This is a genomic window from Streptococcus sp. 2154, from assembly GCF_013277255.1.
GTDB lineage: Bacteria > Bacillota > Bacilli > Lactobacillales > Streptococcaceae > Streptococcus > Streptococcus pseudopneumoniae.
Map to the genome: position 1 here is coordinate 1 of NZ_VMMK01000054.1, position 19,764 is coordinate 19,764.

Genomic DNA, 19,764 nt, shown 5'->3' on the forward strand with positions numbered 1-19,764 from the left:
AATATCTATCCTATCTTCTAGAATGTCTTCCAAACGAGGAAACTCTCGTAAACAAAGAGGTTTTAGAGGCTTATTTACCATGGACTAAAGTTGTACAAGAAAAGTGCAAATAAGAAATCTCCAGATTAGGAACTATCCGTGAGTTCTCTAGTCTGGAGATTTTTCAATATACTTCGTTATTGGGCGGTTACGCTGGCTTGGTAACCAGCTGAGGGTGAAAGTTAGCTGATCAGCTTTTAGGAGGTCTTGGTGTTGAATAGTTGATACTAGGTTTTTGTCCAGTCGGCATTCTTTGACAAAGTTGAAGTGGCTGTGGTTTTGCTCAGTATGAATATCTAGCCATTTACCTTCTTTAGCTAGGTAGATACGGAGGTGATTAAAGAGAGGGATTCCGAGATCATAGCTTGGTTTTCCTGGACAGGTCGGATAAAGTCCGAGAGCTGACCAGATGTACCAAGCTGAGAGACTGCCATTGTCTTCATCGCCAGGATAGGCTTGCCAACTTGGGTGAAAGGCCTTCTGACGGAGCGTCTTGATAAGAAGGGCAGTGTAGTCAGGGTAATCGCTGTAGCGGAAGAGATAAGGAATGTGGAAACTAGGCTGGTTGGAAATGGCTATTTGTCCAAAAGGAGCAGTAGCCATCTCGCTCATTTCGTGAATTTCGTAACCATAGCCTGTTGTTTCAAAGAGGGGAGCATCTTGACAGGCTTTCAAAAGATAGTTGCTAAAGGTTTCTTTTCCACCCATCAGTTGGATTAAGCCAGGGATGTCGTGGAGAACGCCTAAAGTAGCTTGAATGGCAGAGCATTCAGCGTAGTCTCGCCCCCAACTATAAGGAGAGAAGTCAGGGTGAAAGTTTCCTTGATTGTCTCGTGCTCGCATGTAACCTGTCTCAGCGTCAAATAGCTGGCGGTAATTTTGTGAAGCAGCCTTGTAGGTTTCAGCGATTTCTATGTTCTCTAGTTTTTTGGCACAGCTGGCGATACAAAAGTCACTATAGGCATAGTCTAGAGTATGGCTAACACTTTCATGGTGGTCGGTAGAGAGGTAACCTAGTTCTTGGTATTGGGCTAGTCCGTGGCGGCCATTGATGCCGAGAGGGTCGGCTTTGCTGGCTGTTTCGAGCATGGCTTGGAAGAGTTCTCCTTCTAGGTCGGGGGCCATGTCCTTACAGGCGCTATCTGCGATAATGCCGTCTAAAAGGGTACCGGGCATCATGCCACGTTCATCTGGAGACAACCATTTTGGAAGGAAACCAGTATCGCGGTAGTTATTGAGAAATCCTTCTAAAAAGAGACGATAATGCTCTGGTATGACAAGGGCAAAGAGGGGGAAGGTGGTGCGGAAGGTATCCCAGAAGCCATTGTTGCTAAAGAGGACACCGGGCTTGACAGATCCAGTAGTCAGATCCTTGTGGATGACTTGCCCTGACTCATCAACCTCATAAAAAGTCTGAGGAAAGAGGAAGAGTCTGTAGAGGCAGTGGTCAAAGAAGGTTCGGTCAGCCTCTCCTGTCTCTATAACGTCAAAACGATGGAGGAGATTTTCCCAATCCGCTTGGGCACTTGATTTACAGTTATCAAAATCTTCTTGAGGTAGATTAAGCAGTGCTTGATAAGGCGAGATGAAAGAAGTGGCTAGCTGAATCTCAGCATGACTACTTGCTAAGTCAATTCGCCAGTCTCCCCCTTCTTGGCTAACAGCAAGAATATCCGTATTCATTTGCAGGGCAGTGAATAGTTTTAGTGGATTTTTGTTGGTTTCAGTTTTACCTTCTTGTCGTAGGGCAAGAGTTCGTTTATCTACTTGCTCCACGGTCAGTTCATCTGCTGCGTGAAGATAGAGGGAGAGGGCTTTGCCTTGCTTTTGCTCCAAACGAATAGAAGCACCGTAGCAAGTCGGTGTGAGCTGGGTTTCAATCTGATAGCGCAGGGAGAAAATTTTCAGATAATGGGGTTGGAAAGAGGCCTTATCCATATCATAAGAAGACTGACGATGGAAGAGACTGTCTCTACCTAGTTGACCGGTGACAGGTGTCAGGAGGAGCCAAGAGTAGTCGCCAATCCAAGGGCTGGGCTGGTGGGTTAATCGAATCCCCTGAAAGATAGGCAGATGCGGATCGAAAAACCAAGCTCCCTCCTGGTCACTGGTCTGGGGAACAAAGTAATTCATCCCAAAAGGCACGCCTGTGTATGGCAGGGTATTTCCCCGAGAAAAGGCATGCTTGCTGGCAGTTCCAAATCGGGTATCGATGGTTTCAAGTAGTGGTTTCATAGTCTTTCCTTTAGCTGTTTTTCTACATTATATCAGAAAAAGAGGGCCTTTAGAAAAGGAGTTTCAAAGATAACTATTTTGTAGAAAAATGACTATCATTTGTGTATGTATTTTCTGCCTCAAAAGCTATATACTGAAAATGAAACTTGTTTGAAAGAGGATACTGCACGATGATTTATTCAAAAGAAATTGTTAGAGAATGGCTAGATGAAGTGGCAGAGCGGGCTAAGGACCATCCAGAGTGGGTGGATGTTTTCGAGCGTTGCTACACCGACACCTTGGACAATACAGTTGAAATCCTAGAAGATGGTTCAACCTTTGTGCTCACAGGGGATATTCCTGCTATGTGGCTTCGGGATTCGACAGCCCAACTCAGACCCTACCTGCATGTGGCTAAAAGAGATGCCCTCCTGCGTCAGACCATTGCAGGTTTGGTCAAACGTCAGATAACCTTGGTACTCAAGGATCCCTATGCTAACTCCTTCAACATTGAGGAGAACTGGAAAGGGCACCACGAGACTGACCACACAGACCTTAACGGCTGGATCTGGGAGCGCAAGTATGAGGTGGATTCGCTTTGCTATCCTTTGCAGTTGGCTTATCTTCTCTGGAAAGAGACTGGCGAGACTAGTCAGTTTGATGAGATTTTTGTCGCAGCGACTAAGGAAATTCTTCATCTGTGGACGGTGGAACAAGACCACAAGAACTCTCCTTATCGTTTTGTTCGTGATACCGATCGTAAGGAAGACACCTTGGTAAATGATGGCTTTGGACCTGATTTTGCAGTGACAGGCATGACTTGGTCAGCCTTTCGTCCGAGTGATGATTGCTGCCAGTATAGTTACTTGATTCCGTCCAATATGTTTGCAGTTGTTGTTTTAGGGTATGTGCAAGAAATCTTTGCAGCATTAAACCTAGCTGATAGCCAGAGTGTTATCACAGACGCTAAGCGTCTTCAGGCTGAAATCCAAGAAGGAATTGAAAACTACGCCTACACAAGCAACAGCAAGGGCGAAAAGATTTATGCCTTTGAAGTGGATGGTCTAGGAAATGCTAGCATCATGGATGATCCAAACGTACCAAGTCTGTTGGCTGCGCCTTATCTGGGCTACTGTTCGGTCGATGATGAAGTGTATCAAGCAACTCGTCGTACCATTCTGAGCCCTGAAAATCCATATTTCTACCAAGGAGAATACGCTAGCGGTCTCGGAAGTTCTCATACCTTCTATCGCTATATCTGGCCCATCGCCCTTTCTATCCAAGGATTGACAACAAGTGATAAGGCAGAGAAAAAATTCTTGCTGGATCAGCTGGTTGCTTGTGATGGTGGTACAGGTGTCATGCACGAAAGCTTCCACGTAGATGACCCAACTCTCTACTCTCGTGAATGGTTCTCTTGGGCCAACATGATGTTCTGTGAATTGGTCTTGGATTACTTGGATATCCGCTAAGGAGCGTGATTTATATTCTTCGAAAATCTCTTCAAACTACGTCAGCTTTATCTGCAACCTCAAAGCAGTGTTTTGAGCAGCCTATGGCTAGCTTCCTAGTTTGCACTTTGATTTTCATTGAGTATTAGCGCAACTGATTCTTGGAAAGAATCACAAATTTACATTTAAAACGTTAACAATAAAAATTTAAATTTAGAATGAGGTTTTACTTCATGGAAAATGTTGTCGTACATATTATCTCACATAGTCACTGGGACCGTGAGTGGTACTTGCCTTTTGAAAGCCATCGTATGCAGTTGGTGGAATTGTTTGACAATCTCTTTGATCTCTTTGAAAATGACCCTGAGTTTAAGAGTTTCCATTTAGATGGACAAACCATTGTCCTCGACGACTACTTGCAAATTCGCCCTGAAAATCGTGACAAGATTCAACGCTACATTGACGAAGGAAAATTGAAAATTGGTCCCTTTTACATTTTGCAGGATGATTACTTGATTTCAAGTGAAGCCAATGTCCGCAATACTCTTATTGGTCAGCAAGAAGCTGCCAAATGGGGCAAATCAACCCAGATTGGTTACTTCCCAGATACCTTTGGAAATATGGGACAAGCGCCTCAAATCCTTCAAAAATCAGGCATTCACGTGGCAGCCTTTGGTCGTGGTGTGAAGCCGATTGGATTTGACAACCAAGTCCTCGAAGACGAGCAGTTTACGTCTCAGTTTTCAGAAATGTACTGGCAGGGTGCGGACGGAAGTCGTGTCCTCGGGATTCTCTTTGCCAACTGGTACAGTAACGGGAATGAAATCCCAGTTGATAAAGATGAGGCCTTGACCTTCTGGAAACAAAAATTGTCAGATGTGCGTGCCTATGCTTCGACCAACCAATGGTTGATGATGAACGGATGTGATCACCAGCCTGTACAGAAAAATCTGAGCGAAGCTATTCGTGTGGCAAATGAACTCTTCCCAGATGTGACCTTTGTTCACAGTTCCTTTGATGAATATGTCCAAGTCGTGGAAAGTGCCCTACCGGAGCAATTATCAACGGTTACAGGTGAGTTGACCAGTCAGGAAACAGACGGCTGGTACACACTTGCTAACACTTCTTCATCTCGTATTTATCTCAAACAAGCCTTCCAAGAAAATAGCAACCTCCTAGAGCAAGTTGTAGAACCCTTGACAATTATCACTGGGGGTCATAACCACAAGGACCAGTTGACCTATGCTTGGAAAACTCTTTTGCAAAATGCGCCCCATGATAGTATCTGTGGCTGTAGCGTGGACGAAGTTCACCGTGAGATGGAGACACGTTTTGCCAAGGTCAATCAAGTCGGAAACTTTGTTAAGAGCAATCTTCTTAACGAATGGAAGGGTAAAATCGCTACAGCTAAGGTTCAAAGTGATTACCTCTTTACTGTCATTAACACAGGTTTGCATGATAAGGTTGATACTGTCAGCACAGTGATTGATGTGGCGACTTGTGATTTCAAGGAATTGCACCCAACAGAAGGTTACAAGAAGATGGCTGCTCTTACCTTGCCAAGTTACCGTGTGGAGGACTTAGATGGGCGTCCTGTAGAGGCTAAAATCGAGGATCTTGGGGCTAATTTTGAGTATGATTTACCAAAAGACAAGTTCCGCCAAGCTCGTATCGCCCGTCAAGTGCGCGTGACCATTCCAGTTCACCTAGCGCCGCTTTCTTGGACAACTTTCCAATTGCTGGAAGGAGAACAAGAACACCGTGAGGGTATTTACCAAAACGGAGTGATTGATACACCATGCGTAACGGTGAGTGTGGATGACACTATCACAGTTTATGACAAGACAACTCACGAAGCCTATGAAGATTTTATCCGCTTTGAAGACCGTGGTGACATCGGAAACGAGTATATCTATTTCCAACCAAAAGGAACAGAGCCAATCTATGCAGAGCTTAAGGGCTACGAGGTCTTGGAAAACACAGCTCGCTACGCTAAGATTTTGCTCAAACATGAATTGATCGTGCCTGTCAGTGCAGATGAAAAGCTAGAAGAAGAGCAAAAAGGCATCATCGAGTTTATGAAGCGTGAAGCTGGACGTTCAGAAGAATTGACAAGCATTCCTCTTGAAACTGAGATGACTATCTTCGTTGATAATCCACAAATCCGCTTCAAGACTCGCTTTACTAACACTGCCAAAGACCATCGTATCCGTCTCTTGGTCAAGACTCATAACACGCGTCCAAGCAATGATTCTGAAAGCATCTATGAGGTGGTGACACGACCAAACAAACCAGCTGCTTCATGGGAAAATCCTGAAAATCCTCAACACCAACAAGCCTTTGTTAGTCTGTATGACGATGAAAAAGGTGTGACTGTATCCAATAAGGGATTGAATGAATACGAAATCCTTGGAGACGACACCATTGCAGTGACTATTTTGCGTGCATCAGGTGAGCTAGGTGACTGGGGCTACTTCCCAACACCAGAAGCACAATGCTTGCGTGAATTTGAAGTCGAGTTTGCGCTTGAATGCCACCAAGCCCAAGAACGCTTTTCAGCCTATCGTCGCGCCAAAGCCTTGCAGACACCATTTACCAGCCTTCAGCTTGCTAGACAGGAAGGAAGCGTGGCTGCGACTGGTAGCCTCTTGAGCCATTCTGTTCTCAGCATACCGCAAATCTGTCCAACAGCCTTTAAAGTGGCGGAAAATGAAGAAGGCTATGTCCTCCGTTACTATAATATGAGTCAAGAAAATGTGCGCATATCAGAACATCAACAAACCATTCTTGACTTACTTGAGCGACCATATTCAGTTCATTCAGGACTATTGGCTCCACAAGAAATTAGTACAGAATTCATCAAAAAAGAAGAAATTTAATTTCAACAAGTAAACATAAAAAGAAAGGAGGGGCGAAAAGGTAAGAACTAACTGCTGATTTGCCCCTTTTATGGTAAAAACAATGACCATTGCAACGATTGATATCGGAGGGACTGGGATTAAGTTCGCTAGTCTGACTCCTGATGGGAAAATACTAGATAAGACAAGTATCCCAACACCAGAAAACTTGGAGGAATTACTAGCTTGGCTAGACCAGCGCTTGTCAGAGCAGGATTACAGTGGGATTGCTATGAGCGTTCCAGGCGCGGTCAATCAAGAGAAAGGTGTGATTGATGGCTTCAGTGCGGTGCCCTACATTCACGGCTTTTCTTGGTATGAGGCGCTTAGCTCTTATCAGATTCCTGTCCATCTGGAAAATGATGCCAACTGCGTTGGACTCAGTGAATTACTGGCTCATCCAGAACTTGAAAATGCAGCCTGTGTCGTGATTGGGACAGGGATTGGTGGAGCCATGATTATCAATGGCCGACTGCACCGAGGTCGCCACGGTCTGGGTGGAGAATTTGGCTATATGACCACCCTTGCCCCTGCTGAAAAGCTCAACAACTGGTCGCAACTAGCGTCAACTGGGAATATGGTACGCTACGTGATTGAAAAATATGGTCAGACTGACTGGGACGGCCGCAAGATTTACCAAGAAGCCGCAGCTGGGAATGCTCTTTGCCAAGAAGCCATTGAGCGCATGAACCGCAATTTGGCGCAAGGCTTGCTCAATATCCAGTATCTCATCGATCCAGATGTCATCAGTCTGGGAGGCTCTATCAGTCAAAATCCAGATTTTATCCAAGGTGTCAAGGAAGCTGTTGAAGACTTTGTCGATACCTACGAAGAATATACGGTCGCACCCGTCATCCAAGCCTGCACCTATCATGCAGATGCCAATCTCTATGGTGCCCTTGTCAACTGGCTACAGGAGGAAAATCAATGGTAAGATTTACAGGGCTTAGTCCCAAACAAACTCAGGCAATCGACTTGCTGACAAAGCATATTTCTTTACCAGATGTTGAAGTGGCTGTAACTCAGTCTGACCAAGCCTCTATCTCTATCAAGGGTGAGGGTGGCCACTATCAATTGACCTACCGCAAACCTCACCAACTTTATCGTGCCTTGTCCTTGTTGGTAACAGCTCTAGCAGAAGGTGATAAAGTAGGGATTGAGGAGCAGGCGGCTTATGAAGAGTTGGCCTACATGGCAGACTGTTCTCGAAATGCGGTGCTAAATGTGACTTCTGCCAAGCAGATGATTGAGGTCTTGGCTCTCATGGGCTACTCAACCTTTGAACTCTACATGGAAGACACCTACCAGATTGAGGGACAGCCTTATTTTGGTTATTTCCGTGGGGCTTATTCGGCTGAGGAGTTGCAGGAAATCGAAGCCTACGCCCAGCAGTTTGATATGACCTTTGTGCCTTGTATCCAGACCTTGGCCCACTTGTCGGCCTTTGTCAAATGGGGTGTCAAGGAAGTGCAGGAGCTCCGTGATGTAGAGGCCATTCTTCTCATTGGCGAAGAAAAGGTTTATGACCTGATTGATGGCATGTTTGCCACGTTGTCTAAACTGAAGACTCGCAAGGTCAATATCGGGATGGACGAAGCCCACTTGGTTGGTTTGGGACGCTACTTGATATTGAACGGTGTTGTGGATCGTAGTCTCCTAATGTGTCAACACTTGGAGCGCGTGCTGGATATTGCTGACAAATATGGTTTCCACTGCCAGATGTGGAGCGATATGTTCTTTAAACTTATGTCAGCGGATGGCCAGTACGACCGTGATGTGGAAATTCCAGAAGACACTCGTGTCTATCTAGACCGTCTCAAAGACCGTGTGACCTTGGTTTACTGGGACTATTATCAGGATAGCGAGGAAAAATACAACCGTAATTTCCGCAATCATCATAAGATTAGTCATGACCTTGCCTTTGCAGGTGGTGCTTGGAAGTGGATTGGTTTTACACCCAACAACCATTTCAGCCGTCTAGTGGCTATCGAGGCCAATAAAGCCTGTCGTGCCAATGACATCAAAGAAGTCATCGTGACGGGTTGGGGGGACAATGGTGGGGAAACAGCTCAGTTTTCTATTCTCCCAAGCTTGCAAATCTGGGCAGAACTCAGCTATCGCAATGACCTAGACCGTTTGTCTGCTCACTTCAAGACCAATACTGGCCTATCGGTTGAAGATTTTATGCAGATTGACCTTGCCAACCTCTTACCAGACCTGCCAGGCAATCTCAGTGGCATCAATCCTAACCGCTATGTCTTTTATCAGGATGTCCTCTGTCCGATCCTTGACCGACACATGACACCTGAACAGGACAAACCACACTTTGCTCAGGCAGCTGAGACCCTTGCTGAAATCAAAGAAAAAGCTGGTGCTTACTCTTACCTCTTTGAAACTCAGGCTCAGTTGAACCAGATTTTAAGTAGCAAAGTGGATGTAGGAAGACGCATTCGTCAGGCTTACCAAGTGGGCGATAAAGAAAGTCTACAAGAAATCGCAAGGCAAGAATTACCAGAACTCAGAAGCCAAATTGAACACTTCCATGCCCTCTTTAGCCACCAATGGCTGAAAGAAAACAAGGTCTTTGGCTTGGATACAGTTGACATCCGCATGGGCGGACTCTTGCAACGCATCAAGCGAGCAGAAAGCCGTATCGAGGCTTATCTGGCTGGTCAGATTGACCGCATCGACGAGCTGGAAGTAGAAATTCTGCCATTTAACGACTTCTACGCAGACAAGGGCTTCGCAGCCACAACAGCCAACCAGTGGCATACCATTGCGACAGCTTCGACCATTTATACAACTTAAAAACAAGAACACCTTGCTTGGCGCAGGGTGTTTCGCGTGAAACAGAAGAATTATCTAGTTTCAAATGCCACAGTTAGACAAACTTATGCTAAAATAGCAGAAAGGGAATGTTTCCTAAGAGCAATTCTATCGATGAGCACTTGGAGGTATTGTGGTACACTTAAAATTAGTAAAACAAGAAATAGAAGCTGAAAAGCCAGCATCTGTAGAAGCCTGGGTCATTTTCGTCAAATTTTAAAAAGGCTGCTACCGACATATATAAATTCTAAAAACAAAAACGTTAGTAGAACTAGCAGATGTGATTTTATGGAGTTTTGATTTTGCAAATGATCATGCTCATGCATTTTTCGTGGATAATGTTGCGTGGAGTCCTGCAGATTCTTACTTTCTTAGCTTTGTTAGTGACGATGTTGAAGAACGTTACACAGAAAATGTCTATCTGGATACCCTAAGTGTCAAACAAAAATTTAAGTTTATTTTCGACTTCGGTGATGAATGGCGTTTTGAATGCCAAGTGCTGAGAGAAATCGAGACAGAGGGCGAAGAAGCTTATCTCGTACGTTCGGTTGGAACGCCGCCAGAACAATATCCAGATTATGATGGTTTTGACTATGAAGAATGGTAAAATTGATTGTTAAACAATCTAAAAAACAATTGGAATCAGTCTGTGTAGGCTTAGTATTTCAATTGTTTTTTTGTGATGGTTTCAGATAAGAGAGTTTTTAATACTCAATGAAAATCAAAGAGCAAACTAGGAAGCTAGCTGTAGGTTGCTCAAAACACTGTTTTGAGGCTTCAGATGGAAGCTGAGGAGGTTTGAAGAGATTTTCGAAGAGTATAAATTTGTTGAGGGTGTAGCTAATACGTATCAAGTCTGGTAGATTGAGAAAACTTGACAAAAAATTAGATAGTGCTAGAATAACATTAACGAAAGACATTTGAGGGCAGAAAGGTTCCTGTCACACCTTGCAAAAGGGTATCTGAGATGCTGGGTACACCGACCAGCCAAGGGTCCGTTATTTCAAAGTAGGGGCTTAAATGCTCCTTTTTTATTTAAAAATTTCAAAATAGATTACACTCACCGCAGGCTTAGCCTTGCGTTTTTTGTTTGACAAAATTAAAAAAATGTGTAAGAATAAGTAGAATTGAAAACAGGAAAACTCACCTCCTTTCGATTCGTCTAGCCTTTTCGTGAGGCAATGAGGGGGCGGAGAGACGCGCTCGTCAACAGAAGTATCTCATTGGAAATGTTGCTCACTTTTTAGTGAGCTTTTTATCTAGGGAATAGAAATAAAAAGCAAAAAGTTAAAATTAGGTCAAATTGATTTAAAAATGTGCAAGGATTACGACCTTATTCAAGCGATGGACTATGACTTTAAGACGAAGGAAGTAATGAATAAAGGAAGGGGATTTGCGGTAACTCTTGTCAAAATACAGGGGCTAACTTTCTTGATTCCATTTAGAAGTTATATTCCTAAAAAGTATCAGTTGAAGTATAAGCTTCGAAATTCAGCAAAAGAAGGGTATGTTGAAGGATTAGATATTGGTAAAACCTTGATTTTAGAAGATGAAAGTTATTTGCTAAATACTACTTTTCGACTTCGAAAAATCGAAGATTATTATAAAGTAATGGACAATGATAGAGCTATAATTAATAAGTTGGTAAAAGCTATTATAGACTATAACCGTGCTTTAGAAATGAACGATAGAAACAAACTTGAAGATCCTAAACGCTTTAAATTCTCAACATTCCAGAATTATTCTACTAGATTAAGAGTCATAACAGAAAAAGACTATTTAGAATAGATAATGTTTTTGCAGGTTCTGGCTTGCATTTCTATTTTGCAAAAACACGCATTTTGAACGATTAGAACCAGAAATTACAATCCTATTCTTCAAAAAAGCGTTTTCTTGAAGAATGGAAAAAGCCCGATTTTATGGGGTTTTAATTCTGATAAAATCCGATAATTTTGGCATGATAAGGTGAGGTAGTTATTGTCTTAATGCTCAGTTCCGTTCTGGAAATCGCTAGAATGTTTTCAAAAAATCCCGTAATAGTTGAATTATCTAAGCTTTAACAGTATAATCAAGCTAGTAGCTTCATCAGGAAGTTCTATGCTACAATATAGTAGGTGGCACGGCACCACACCACCAATAAAAGAAAAGATTCTATCTGCTGGGTTTTCTTATGAGAAATATAAACCTGGTATTCATAAACAGAGACATCCGAACGACTTGGGTAATGGTATTTACTTTTTTCTACCTTTTGACAAAGATACTGGTAAAACGATTGCTTCTGCTTATGTCGCAAAGTATAAGTCATTTGAACTAAGCAAACCTGGGGTTAGGCCTGAGTTAATTCATGCTAAAATCACCCTAAAATCTATAGATAAGATTTTTATTTTAGATAACCCAAAAAACCAAAGGTTATTAGAGGAATATCGACAAGCAGCATCTATTCAAATTGAACGTGAGATTGCAGGTATTTCAGGTAGCGGAGCCAAAAATAGAGCTACTCTTCTTAACCAAAATCAAGGATTAATTATTGAGCTGTTGCTTGATTTAGCGTCTCAGCATGGGAAGAATTATGAAGCAGTGCAGTCCAAAACATATACTGCTATTCCATTTTTACCAGTAATTGACGGAAAGAATGGAGAGGAAATTTGTATCCGTGATTTAAATTGTATTACAAACATTTTATAAATAAGGAGGCTTTTATGAGTTTATTGTCAAACTTTTTAGGAACTGAAGAATTTTCTTTGATGGATTCTCCAATGTTCCAAGAATTAGTTGAAAATATTAAGGCCAACAAAATTTATTCAGTAAACAATGAATTTGATTATGATTTGAATATATCAGGAAGTCTTAAAAAATATAAAGATGAAATCCATTTTACTCCTCAATTAAATAATCAAAAAGAGTTTGATGATTTGAATTCTGTAACTAAAGTAAATGCAATGCCTAAATATAATATAAAAAACAAGAAGTCATGTTTTTCATATTTACCAATAGATTCTGAAAACTTAATTACAACAAAAGAAAATAGTGAGGTGGCAGCTTAATGTCCTCTTTACAATTTAAAGATTACTTTTTAAATGAAGTATCGTATCGAAGAAATCCTAGTTTTGACCAAACAAATAGTACTATTAATTTACAGCCTGAATTGTCTGCACAGATTTTAATAAGAAAATCTGAAAACCTTACTTACGTTAACTTAATAACAAAGCAAGGAAATATAGATTCAGATGATTCTGCTTTTGAGCTTATTGTAGATATTGTTGGAGAATTTTCATTTATATATGACAAGACAGAATTTGATATTCCTTTTGAAACTTTTCTTAAAGAGAATGGCTTAGCAATGCTTTGGTCCTATATTCGGCCTATCGTATCTGATATGATTACTCGGGGTAATGAGTTCCCCAACTTCATATTGCCTGTCGTTAACATTAAAAAAATGCTTGAAGACAAAGATTCTATCAAGTTAACATACGAATAAAAACAGTGTATGTATTTTTCAAAGCTCTAATGAAATGCTTTCACATTTAAAAGGTATTCGGAGAACTATAAATCAAAATTGTGATAAAAATAAATAGGATCAAAGAGTTTTGTATGATAGTAGTTGCAATTTGAAACTCTAGCTTCTTCAAGACTCAGCTATCAATGAAAATCACCAGAAGGGCAGTATTTTAACGGCTCTTCTGGTGGTTTTTGAATTGTTTGGTTAGTGTGAGATATGAATAATTTGGGGTTTAATACTCTTCGAAAATCTCTTCAAACCACGTCAACGTCGCTTTACCGTGGATATGTTGAGTCTGGATAAAGAACCAATCGTAGGAGAAAATGAAGTCAATATTTCCACGATAAGATACATGATATCAAGCTTAGTTCATAATGTTTGATTTATAAAAAGAAAGAGAGTATAATGAGTTAAGCCTGCCTAAAGTATGCCCAAATATTTTAGGGGGGGGGGCTTTTTTATTTGCCCTTCCATAGATATACTAAGCCGATAATTATCGGAAAAGGAGCAAAATGATATATGTTTTATAAAGATAATGAAGATAGAGAAAAGCAATTGCGCTTTTCGATTCGTAAGGTTAGTTTTGGAGCGGCCTCGGTAGCCGTGGCGGCGCTGTATCTCTTTATGGGAAGTGGAGCGGTATCTGCTGCGGAAGCGCAGACCATACAGTCAAATGAGGAGGTGGCAGCTGATAAGGATTCGGAAACAGAGAAAAAATCAGAGGATCCACAGCTAACCTACGCTGCTCCTGCTGCAAAGAAACAAGGATCTGCAACCAATACTGAAGCAGGGGATGAAGGCAAGCAAGAAAGTCATCCAGAGACCAAAGAGGAAGAAGCCAACTCATCTGAAAGAAGCGAAACTACAACAAAGACTCAATCGGATGAAGACTCTGTGAGCGGGGACTCTAGCTCTCCAAAATCTACAGAGGACAGTGAAGGTACAAGATCAGAAGAAGCAAGCAACAAGCCAAAAGTACGTAAAAGACGTGATATAAGTGCCACTCCAGGTGCAGATGTTGCAACGGATGATCCATCAGCAAATCAGACTTACATAGCACCAAGCGCTGATGCGAGTGTAGAGGAGTTAGTAGAAAAATTAAAAACATTGCCGAATGTGATTGAAAACAATAATAAAATCAACGGCGTTCAAATGAAGAAATTAGGTGATGCTAAAGGTATAGCACTAGGAGAGGTAAGAGAACTTGATGAGTTTGGTGGTTGGAAAGCTGTAACTACTGATGGACAAGTTGGAAAATTTGCTATTGCTAGAAAAACAGCAAAAGGTGTATTCCCGGCATATACTATAAATATAAACAGAACTAATGATGCTTGGCTTCGAGAACAAGTTCTTGATTGGAATAGTGAATACACATTGCTATTATCAAAAGTGGTGACAAAAGCTAGTAGAGATACGGATGTTCCTTATGATGGACAACCTTACAAAGGTAACAATGAATCTGGAAAAACAACAGCTAGAACAGCAAAAGGATTTGATGGAATAGAAAAAACTTTTAAAGTGTATTCTTCAGCTGAAGGTTCTAAAGTAAGAGTGGATTTCAAAACAGGTTATACGGGAGATGTTGAAGGTTCTAAGGCTGAATACAAGGTGGAAGTATATACTGATAATTCTACTAATCCAATTTATACAACAACATTTAGACCGGATAAGAACATTACTGATAAGGAAAGGACAGTTATTGCAGCTAAAGATGGAACAAAAATTACAGAGAAAATAAACGTTTCAAGCAATACTAAAGAAGAAATAGAAGGTAAGATGGCATTGGATGCCAATAGACCTAATGGAACAGTAGGACGCTTTACGAGTAAGTTGATTGAATTGCCTAAAGGTGTAACTTCATACAAAGTAAGATTAAGTCTAGCTAATAAAAGATATGGTGGGATGAGTTATAATTCTTCGTATTTACAATACTCATTGCCGATTACTGGGCTCGACTTTAATATTACACAAGACACTAAACATATAGCGAAGTCACTATTGCAACAGGCTTATAATAAACTGCTTGAAGACCAACAAAAAGATGAACATAGAAAAACTAAAGACAGTGTCCGTGCTTACCGAGAAAGGTTAGCTAAAATTAAAGAATTATTAGACTCAAATGAGTTGAAAAATAATTCTGAATATCTTTCTGTGTTAGAAAGTGCTGTTTATAGCAGAGATAACTTGATAGCTCAAAACTTTGAAGCGAAGACTGTCAAACAAGTCAAAGATAGCCAAGTTTTGATAGACTTGTCGACACATCCAGAAAAAGTGATTACCTATAAAGAAAATAGTGTCGAAAAAGCCTTGCCTGACTATCTGGTAGCAAGCTGGAAGAATACCCCTGACTTTACGACTGTTGGTCCACATACTGGCATTGTTGCGATCTCTGAAAAGGGTGACGCAGGTGCTCAAAACCAAGAAATAGCAGAAGTTACGGTTTCTATTACCATTTATCCTAAGGCTGAAGCCGGGCAAGCAAAATTTGTCAATGTCCTCACAGAGAACAATCGCTTGTTGGATGGGGATAACCCTGAAAACTATGTCAAGTTTGTCAATGGCAATCAAACAGTTGCTAAACCAGCGGATATGACGGTGACATGGCATAAAAAACCAGATACAACGACTGCTAATGTTGATCAAGAAGGTATCGTTAAAGTCAGCTACAGTGCGACCGATGAGAACGGTGCTCTTAGCACCCAAAGTTACTTTGTGACTGTGAAGGTGCCTGTTTATCCACCAGCACAGTTGAAAAACAATGTAGGTAGCTACAACAATAAACAAGGTACCCTCTCAAATGGTACCAACCCAGAAGATTATATCGAGTTCAAGGATGGTAACCAAACCGTTGCAAAACCAGCTGGAGTGACAGTTCGTTGGCAAGGAAGTACTGCACCAGGTATTGGCACAGCATCGGCTCAAAATCGTGGCATTATCGAAGTGGTTTACCCAAGTGGAGACTCTCAAAACCCAACGGTAAAAACACTTGAAGTTGCGCTTCCAACCTACCATTCTGTAGTGAAAAAATCAGAGTACACACGCGACATTACACAAAGTTTTGATAGCAATCAAGCAAGCAACTATGTCACAACGACTCCGAATGCACCAACAAGAACAGAATACTTCTGGAAGACAGATGAAACTAGAAATAAAGAGTACGGTTCAGCAACATGGGGTAATATCTCAGGAGACTGGCTCGGTAAGAAGACCAATAAGGTTAAGGTCTACTATCCAAATGCGAATGGTGGCAATCCGAAATCAGAAAACTTGGCGGAAGAAACTACTGAGATAACCTTCATCACAAAACCAGCTAAGCCAAGTATTGCAACCAACTTGACAGGAAAAGCAGGCACGCGAACTCATGTATCCGTTACGAATGCGACTCCTGGAACAACACTTTACCTCTACAATGGTACTACACAATTAGGTAGTGTCGAAGTTCCTAAGAATGGTGCTTATAGCAAGCTAGTGACTGCAGAGCTCACTCCGACAGCGGACATCCCTGCATCAACGAATCTGACTGTGAAGTCTGTCTATATGCCAAACGATGACAGCCAACGAGTTGAATCAGATAGTAGTGATCCAGTTTCTAGTACGCAAGTGACGGTATCTGCTAAAGGAACGATTCAAACCTTGGCAGGTTCTGGTAATATTACAGAACTAAGCAATCTCAACCAAGCTACCCTTTCTAAATTGTTAACCCTCTCAGATGGTAGTGCTGTTGATTCTGCAACGGCAGCTCGTTGGGAATCTGGTCAAAACATTGCCAAGGGTGAAGCAGGTACACGGACTGAAAAACTATTTGTTCGTTTACCAGGTCATACCAAGGAACAAGAAGTAACCCTTACAATTAAGACTCTTGCACAGCCAACTGCGAAACCAGTTCTAAAAGCTCCTGACGAAGTGATTACAAACGAGAGCTTGTCTCACTTTGTGACAGATGAAGGAGCTGCTTCTCTTGCTTGGGAAGGAAATCCAGCTGTCGTGACGGCAGGACGCAACATTCCACGTATCAAGGTTACCTATCCAGCTGCGGGAGTAGATGGCATTGCCTTTTCAGATGTAACGACGCAGTATGTGATTCCAACTATCTACGGAGTGAAATCCAAGTCTACAGATACGTATACAAATACGCAAAACCAAGCTTTTGATACGAACGCAGCCAACTATGTTGAGCAGTCAACTGCGACCGCTTTACCAGCGGGCATGACTTATGGTTGGGAGGATGGAGAGCCAAGTGCAGGTACGGTTGGAGAGTTTACCCGAACAGTCATCAGCACGTTTGGTAATGGAAATAGTGATCCAGCAGAACTTCGTGGTCGTACGGTTAAGACAGTGATTCGATTTGCTGTAAAACCAACGACTCCAGTTGCGACTGCAAATGAAGATGGTAGTGTTGGTATTAGCATTCCAGATGGTGCAACGAGACTAGACGTTACCTATACGCCAACGAATGGTGCGGCTGAAACAACGACTTCGATCACGAAGAATGGTTTGAGCTGGGTTGCACAAGGTTTGACTGTGACTCCTTCTCAAGATGGTAGCCGACTCATTCTTTCTGCAGATGATTTGAAAGATGGTACGGAGTTGAAGGGGGTTGCAGTTGCGACAGGTGCAGCAGGTGACTTGACAAGTGCAGATAGCAATACTGTACGAGTAAAAGCACCGCAATTGAGCTCTCCAGTCATCACTCAAGAAGCCGACTATAGCATTCAGATTGCGCTGGATGAAAAGGCGACTCATGCTGAGGTTTCCTATACAGATGTAGGAAACACCATGCGGAAACTAACCTTTGATAAGCGTGGGGATGAGTGGATCCGAACTGATAATGTTCACATTGGTTCGGTAGTAACTACTGGTAACAATATTGTCATGGCAGTCAACACCGCTAAATCTGGTACTCTTGTTTCAGCTAGCCAGAAGACAGAGTTGTCTGATTTCTCAGTGGCGGCTACGCATAAGGCTATCGGTCTTCTTAATAATCCAGTATTGATACCAAATGATGATACGAGTGTTACGATTGAAGCACCACAGGATGCGACAAGTCTATCTGTAACCTATACTCCAGCTAATGGTCAAGAGAAGACTGTAACGATTTCGAAGACTAACTCTGGTTGGATCAGTCCAGATGGATTTGAGGTTAAGAATGGAAACCCTACTTTAATGGGTGGTACAGCTCAAGCAGGACGTACTGTGAAGGTTAAAGCCTTAGGTGATTCTTCTGAAAGTAAGGAAGTAAGTGCTGTTGTTAAGACGGCTCAACCAAGCGAAATTCAAGCTGAAGTGAAGCAAAATGGTGACTTTGTACTTACTCTGCCGACAGATGCGGATCAGTTAACTCTTCATATTCCTACTAGTGATACGGTTGTTGAGGATACTGTCCTTTCTAAAGCGAACAACTGGGAATTGCCAGCTGGGTCATTATTCCGTAGAGTAGGAAATACCGTAGTCATCCCAGCAAATCTTGTCAAAGGGAGTAACCAAGTTACTTATGTTGCAACAGCAGGAAGTGGAGCTGCTAAGAGTGAAGATAGAGCAGGAAGTATGATTGTTCCTACTCATACAGCACCAACGGTTGCAGATATCATTGTGGCAGCAAACGGTGCTCCGACTGCAAATCAGGTCAATCAAGCAGTTACGGCAGATAACAAACAAACTGCTACTGCTCAAAACTTGCCTACTGTTCTAGCAGGTCAAAGTCAGAAGATTTCTGCTACGGTAACTTATCAAGATAACAGTCAAGAAATAGTTGATGTGACGGTGAAAGCAAAATATGCGACACCAGCTCAAGTGACAGGTAGTCAAAAAGATAATGGTGATCTTGTCTTTACTCTTCCTCAAGATGCAGATGATGTTACTATTAACTACGAAGCTAATGATGGATCTAAACAGACTGCGAAACTTCATAAAGAAGGAAATGCGTGGACTGTTGTATCAGGCAATCTAACCGTTGATGGTAGCAGTGCTACTCTCGCAAACGGTGTCTATACAAGTCCTCAAGCAATTGAATTGATTGCGACAGCTGGTGAGGGAGACCAACAGAGTGAACAAGCACAAAATGGTTTCCGTCCGACTGAACACACGGTTACATCTCAAACCATTAGCAAGGTTAAAGGACAAACTCCGACAAACGATGAATTGTTAAATGCTATCACTGCTGATAAAAAGCAATCTGCTGTTTTAAAAGATGGGACTCAATACCCAACTACGGTTGGAAATCATACGATTACAGTTACCGTCACTTATGCAGATGGTACGACAGAGGATATTCCTGTAACCTATAAGGTGACAGCCGATAAGAAAGCTCTTGAAGCGGCTAAAGCGGAACTCGACCAAGGTATTCAAGCTGCTCCAGATACAAGTGGTAAGACACCAGACTCTGTCACAGCTTACAACAAAGCCAAGACAGAAGCTGAAACTGCAGCTCAGGAAGCACAAGTCGTTATCAACGACCAAAACGCCAGCGAACAAGCTGTTCAAGATGCTATTGCTAAGGTAACCAAAGCCAAAGAAGCTCTTGACCAAGCCAAGACTAACTTGACGCCAGCCGCAACCGAACAAGAAAAACAAGCCTTGACGGTTGCGAAGAACAACTTGGATACTCCAGCTACAACAACGGGTATGACCCCAGAGTCTATCGATGCTTACAACAAAGCTAAAGACGCTGCTCAAGCCCAAGTAGATGAAGCCAAAGCGGAGGCACAAGCTGCCCTTGATAAGGGTGCTAATGCAACCCAAGCAGAAGTTGCTGCAGCCAAAGCAAAAGTGGATGCTGCCCAACAAGCCTTGGATGCAGCCAAAGCGAACTTGGTACCGCAAGCCGATAAGAAAGCTCTTG

The 19,764-nt window shown here is 42.2% G+C and carries 11 protein-coding genes; 10 read left to right on the forward strand and 1 reads right to left on the reverse strand.

The window, feature by feature from the left end; all coding sequences use genetic code 11:
- Positions 1 to 147: 147 nt before the first annotated feature.
- On the reverse strand, positions 148 to 2,274 hold the full coding sequence (locus tag HT693_RS09525; RefSeq protein ID WP_101514830.1) for a GH92 family glycosyl hydrolase: 2,127 nt from the start codon (positions 2,272 to 2,274) through the stop codon (positions 148 to 150).
- Between the two features lie 170 nt (positions 2,275 to 2,444).
- On the opposite strand from HT693_RS09525, the gene HT693_RS09530 reads away from it, so the two are divergent.
- The 10 genes from HT693_RS09530 to HT693_RS09575 all read left to right on the forward strand — a co-directional run.
- On the forward strand, positions 2,445 to 3,725 hold the full coding sequence (locus tag HT693_RS09530) for a glycoside hydrolase family 125 protein (protein WP_101514831.1): 1,281 nt from the start codon (positions 2,445 to 2,447) through the stop codon (positions 3,723 to 3,725).
- 212 nt (positions 3,726 to 3,937) lie between these two features.
- Positions 3,938 to 6,583, forward strand: a complete 2,646-nt coding sequence (locus tag HT693_RS09535; RefSeq protein ID WP_172925130.1) for an alpha-mannosidase — start codon at positions 3,938 to 3,940, stop codon at positions 6,581 to 6,583.
- An 82-nt stretch (positions 6,584 to 6,665) separates the two neighbouring features.
- A complete protein-coding gene (locus tag HT693_RS09540; protein WP_165778303.1) occupies positions 6,666 to 7,535 on the forward strand; it encodes an ROK family protein in 870 nt (289 codons plus the stop codon).
- Positions 7,529 to 9,409 (forward strand): beta-N-acetylhexosaminidase, encoded by a 1,881-nt coding sequence (locus HT693_RS09545; RefSeq protein ID WP_101514834.1) that lies wholly within the window; start codon positions 7,529 to 7,531, stop codon positions 9,407 to 9,409. The genes HT693_RS09540 and HT693_RS09545 overlap by 7 nt, the downstream gene beginning before the upstream one ends.
- 298 nt (positions 9,410 to 9,707) lie before the next feature.
- The gene (locus HT693_RS09550; RefSeq protein WP_243383104.1) at positions 9,708 to 10,034 is read left to right on the forward strand and encodes a plasmid pRiA4b ORF-3 family protein; all 327 of its coding nucleotides are present in this window, start codon (positions 9,708 to 9,710) and stop codon (positions 10,032 to 10,034) included.
- A 767-nt stretch (positions 10,035 to 10,801) separates the two neighbouring features.
- Positions 10,802 to 11,215 (forward strand): hypothetical protein, encoded by a 414-nt coding sequence (locus tag HT693_RS09555; protein ID WP_240147751.1) that lies wholly within the window; start codon positions 10,802 to 10,804, stop codon positions 11,213 to 11,215.
- A gap of 309 nt (positions 11,216 to 11,524) precedes the next feature.
- Complete coding sequence (locus HT693_RS09560) at positions 11,525 to 12,112, forward strand: hypothetical protein (RefSeq protein WP_101514467.1); 588 nt, start codon at positions 11,525 to 11,527, stop codon at positions 12,110 to 12,112.
- A 14-nt stretch (positions 12,113 to 12,126) separates the two neighbouring features.
- A complete protein-coding gene (locus HT693_RS09565) occupies positions 12,127 to 12,471 on the forward strand; it encodes a hypothetical protein (RefSeq protein WP_000055345.1) in 345 nt (114 codons plus the stop codon).
- Positions 12,471 to 12,905 (forward strand): protein-export chaperone SecB, encoded by a 435-nt coding sequence (locus HT693_RS09570; RefSeq protein WP_101514502.1) that lies wholly within the window; start codon positions 12,471 to 12,473, stop codon positions 12,903 to 12,905. Before HT693_RS09565 ends, HT693_RS09570 begins: the two co-directional genes overlap by 1 nt.
- A gap of 540 nt (positions 12,906 to 13,445) precedes the next feature.
- On the forward strand, positions 13,446 to 19,764 hold a 6,319-nt coding region (locus HT693_RS09575; protein WP_172925131.1), incomplete at its 3' end, for a YSIRK-type signal peptide-containing protein.

What these genes read in the sequence shown, in the direction of transcription:
- HT693_RS09525 (WP_101514830.1), bottom strand. Translation starts at nt 2,274, where the DNA reads ATGAAACCACTACTTGAAACCATCGATACCCGATTTGGAACTGCCAGC.
- HT693_RS09530 (WP_101514831.1), top strand. Translation starts at nt 2,445, where the DNA reads ATGATTTATTCAAAAGAAATTGTTAGAGAATGGCTAGATGAAGTGGCA.
- HT693_RS09535 (WP_172925130.1), top strand. Translation starts at nt 3,938, where the DNA reads ATGGAAAATGTTGTCGTACATATTATCTCACATAGTCACTGGGACCGT.
- HT693_RS09540 (WP_165778303.1), top strand. Translation starts at nt 6,666, where the DNA reads ATGACCATTGCAACGATTGATATCGGAGGGACTGGGATTAAGTTCGCT.
- HT693_RS09545 (WP_101514834.1), top strand. Translation starts at nt 7,529, where the DNA reads ATGGTAAGATTTACAGGGCTTAGTCCCAAACAAACTCAGGCAATCGAC.
- HT693_RS09555 (WP_240147751.1), top strand. Translation starts at nt 10,802, where the DNA reads ATGAATAAAGGAAGGGGATTTGCGGTAACTCTTGTCAAAATACAGGGG.
- HT693_RS09560 (WP_101514467.1), top strand. Translation starts at nt 11,525, where the DNA reads ATGCTACAATATAGTAGGTGGCACGGCACCACACCACCAATAAAAGAA.
- HT693_RS09565 (WP_000055345.1), top strand. Translation starts at nt 12,127, where the DNA reads ATGAGTTTATTGTCAAACTTTTTAGGAACTGAAGAATTTTCTTTGATG.
- HT693_RS09570 (WP_101514502.1), top strand. Translation starts at nt 12,471, where the DNA reads ATGTCCTCTTTACAATTTAAAGATTACTTTTTAAATGAAGTATCGTAT.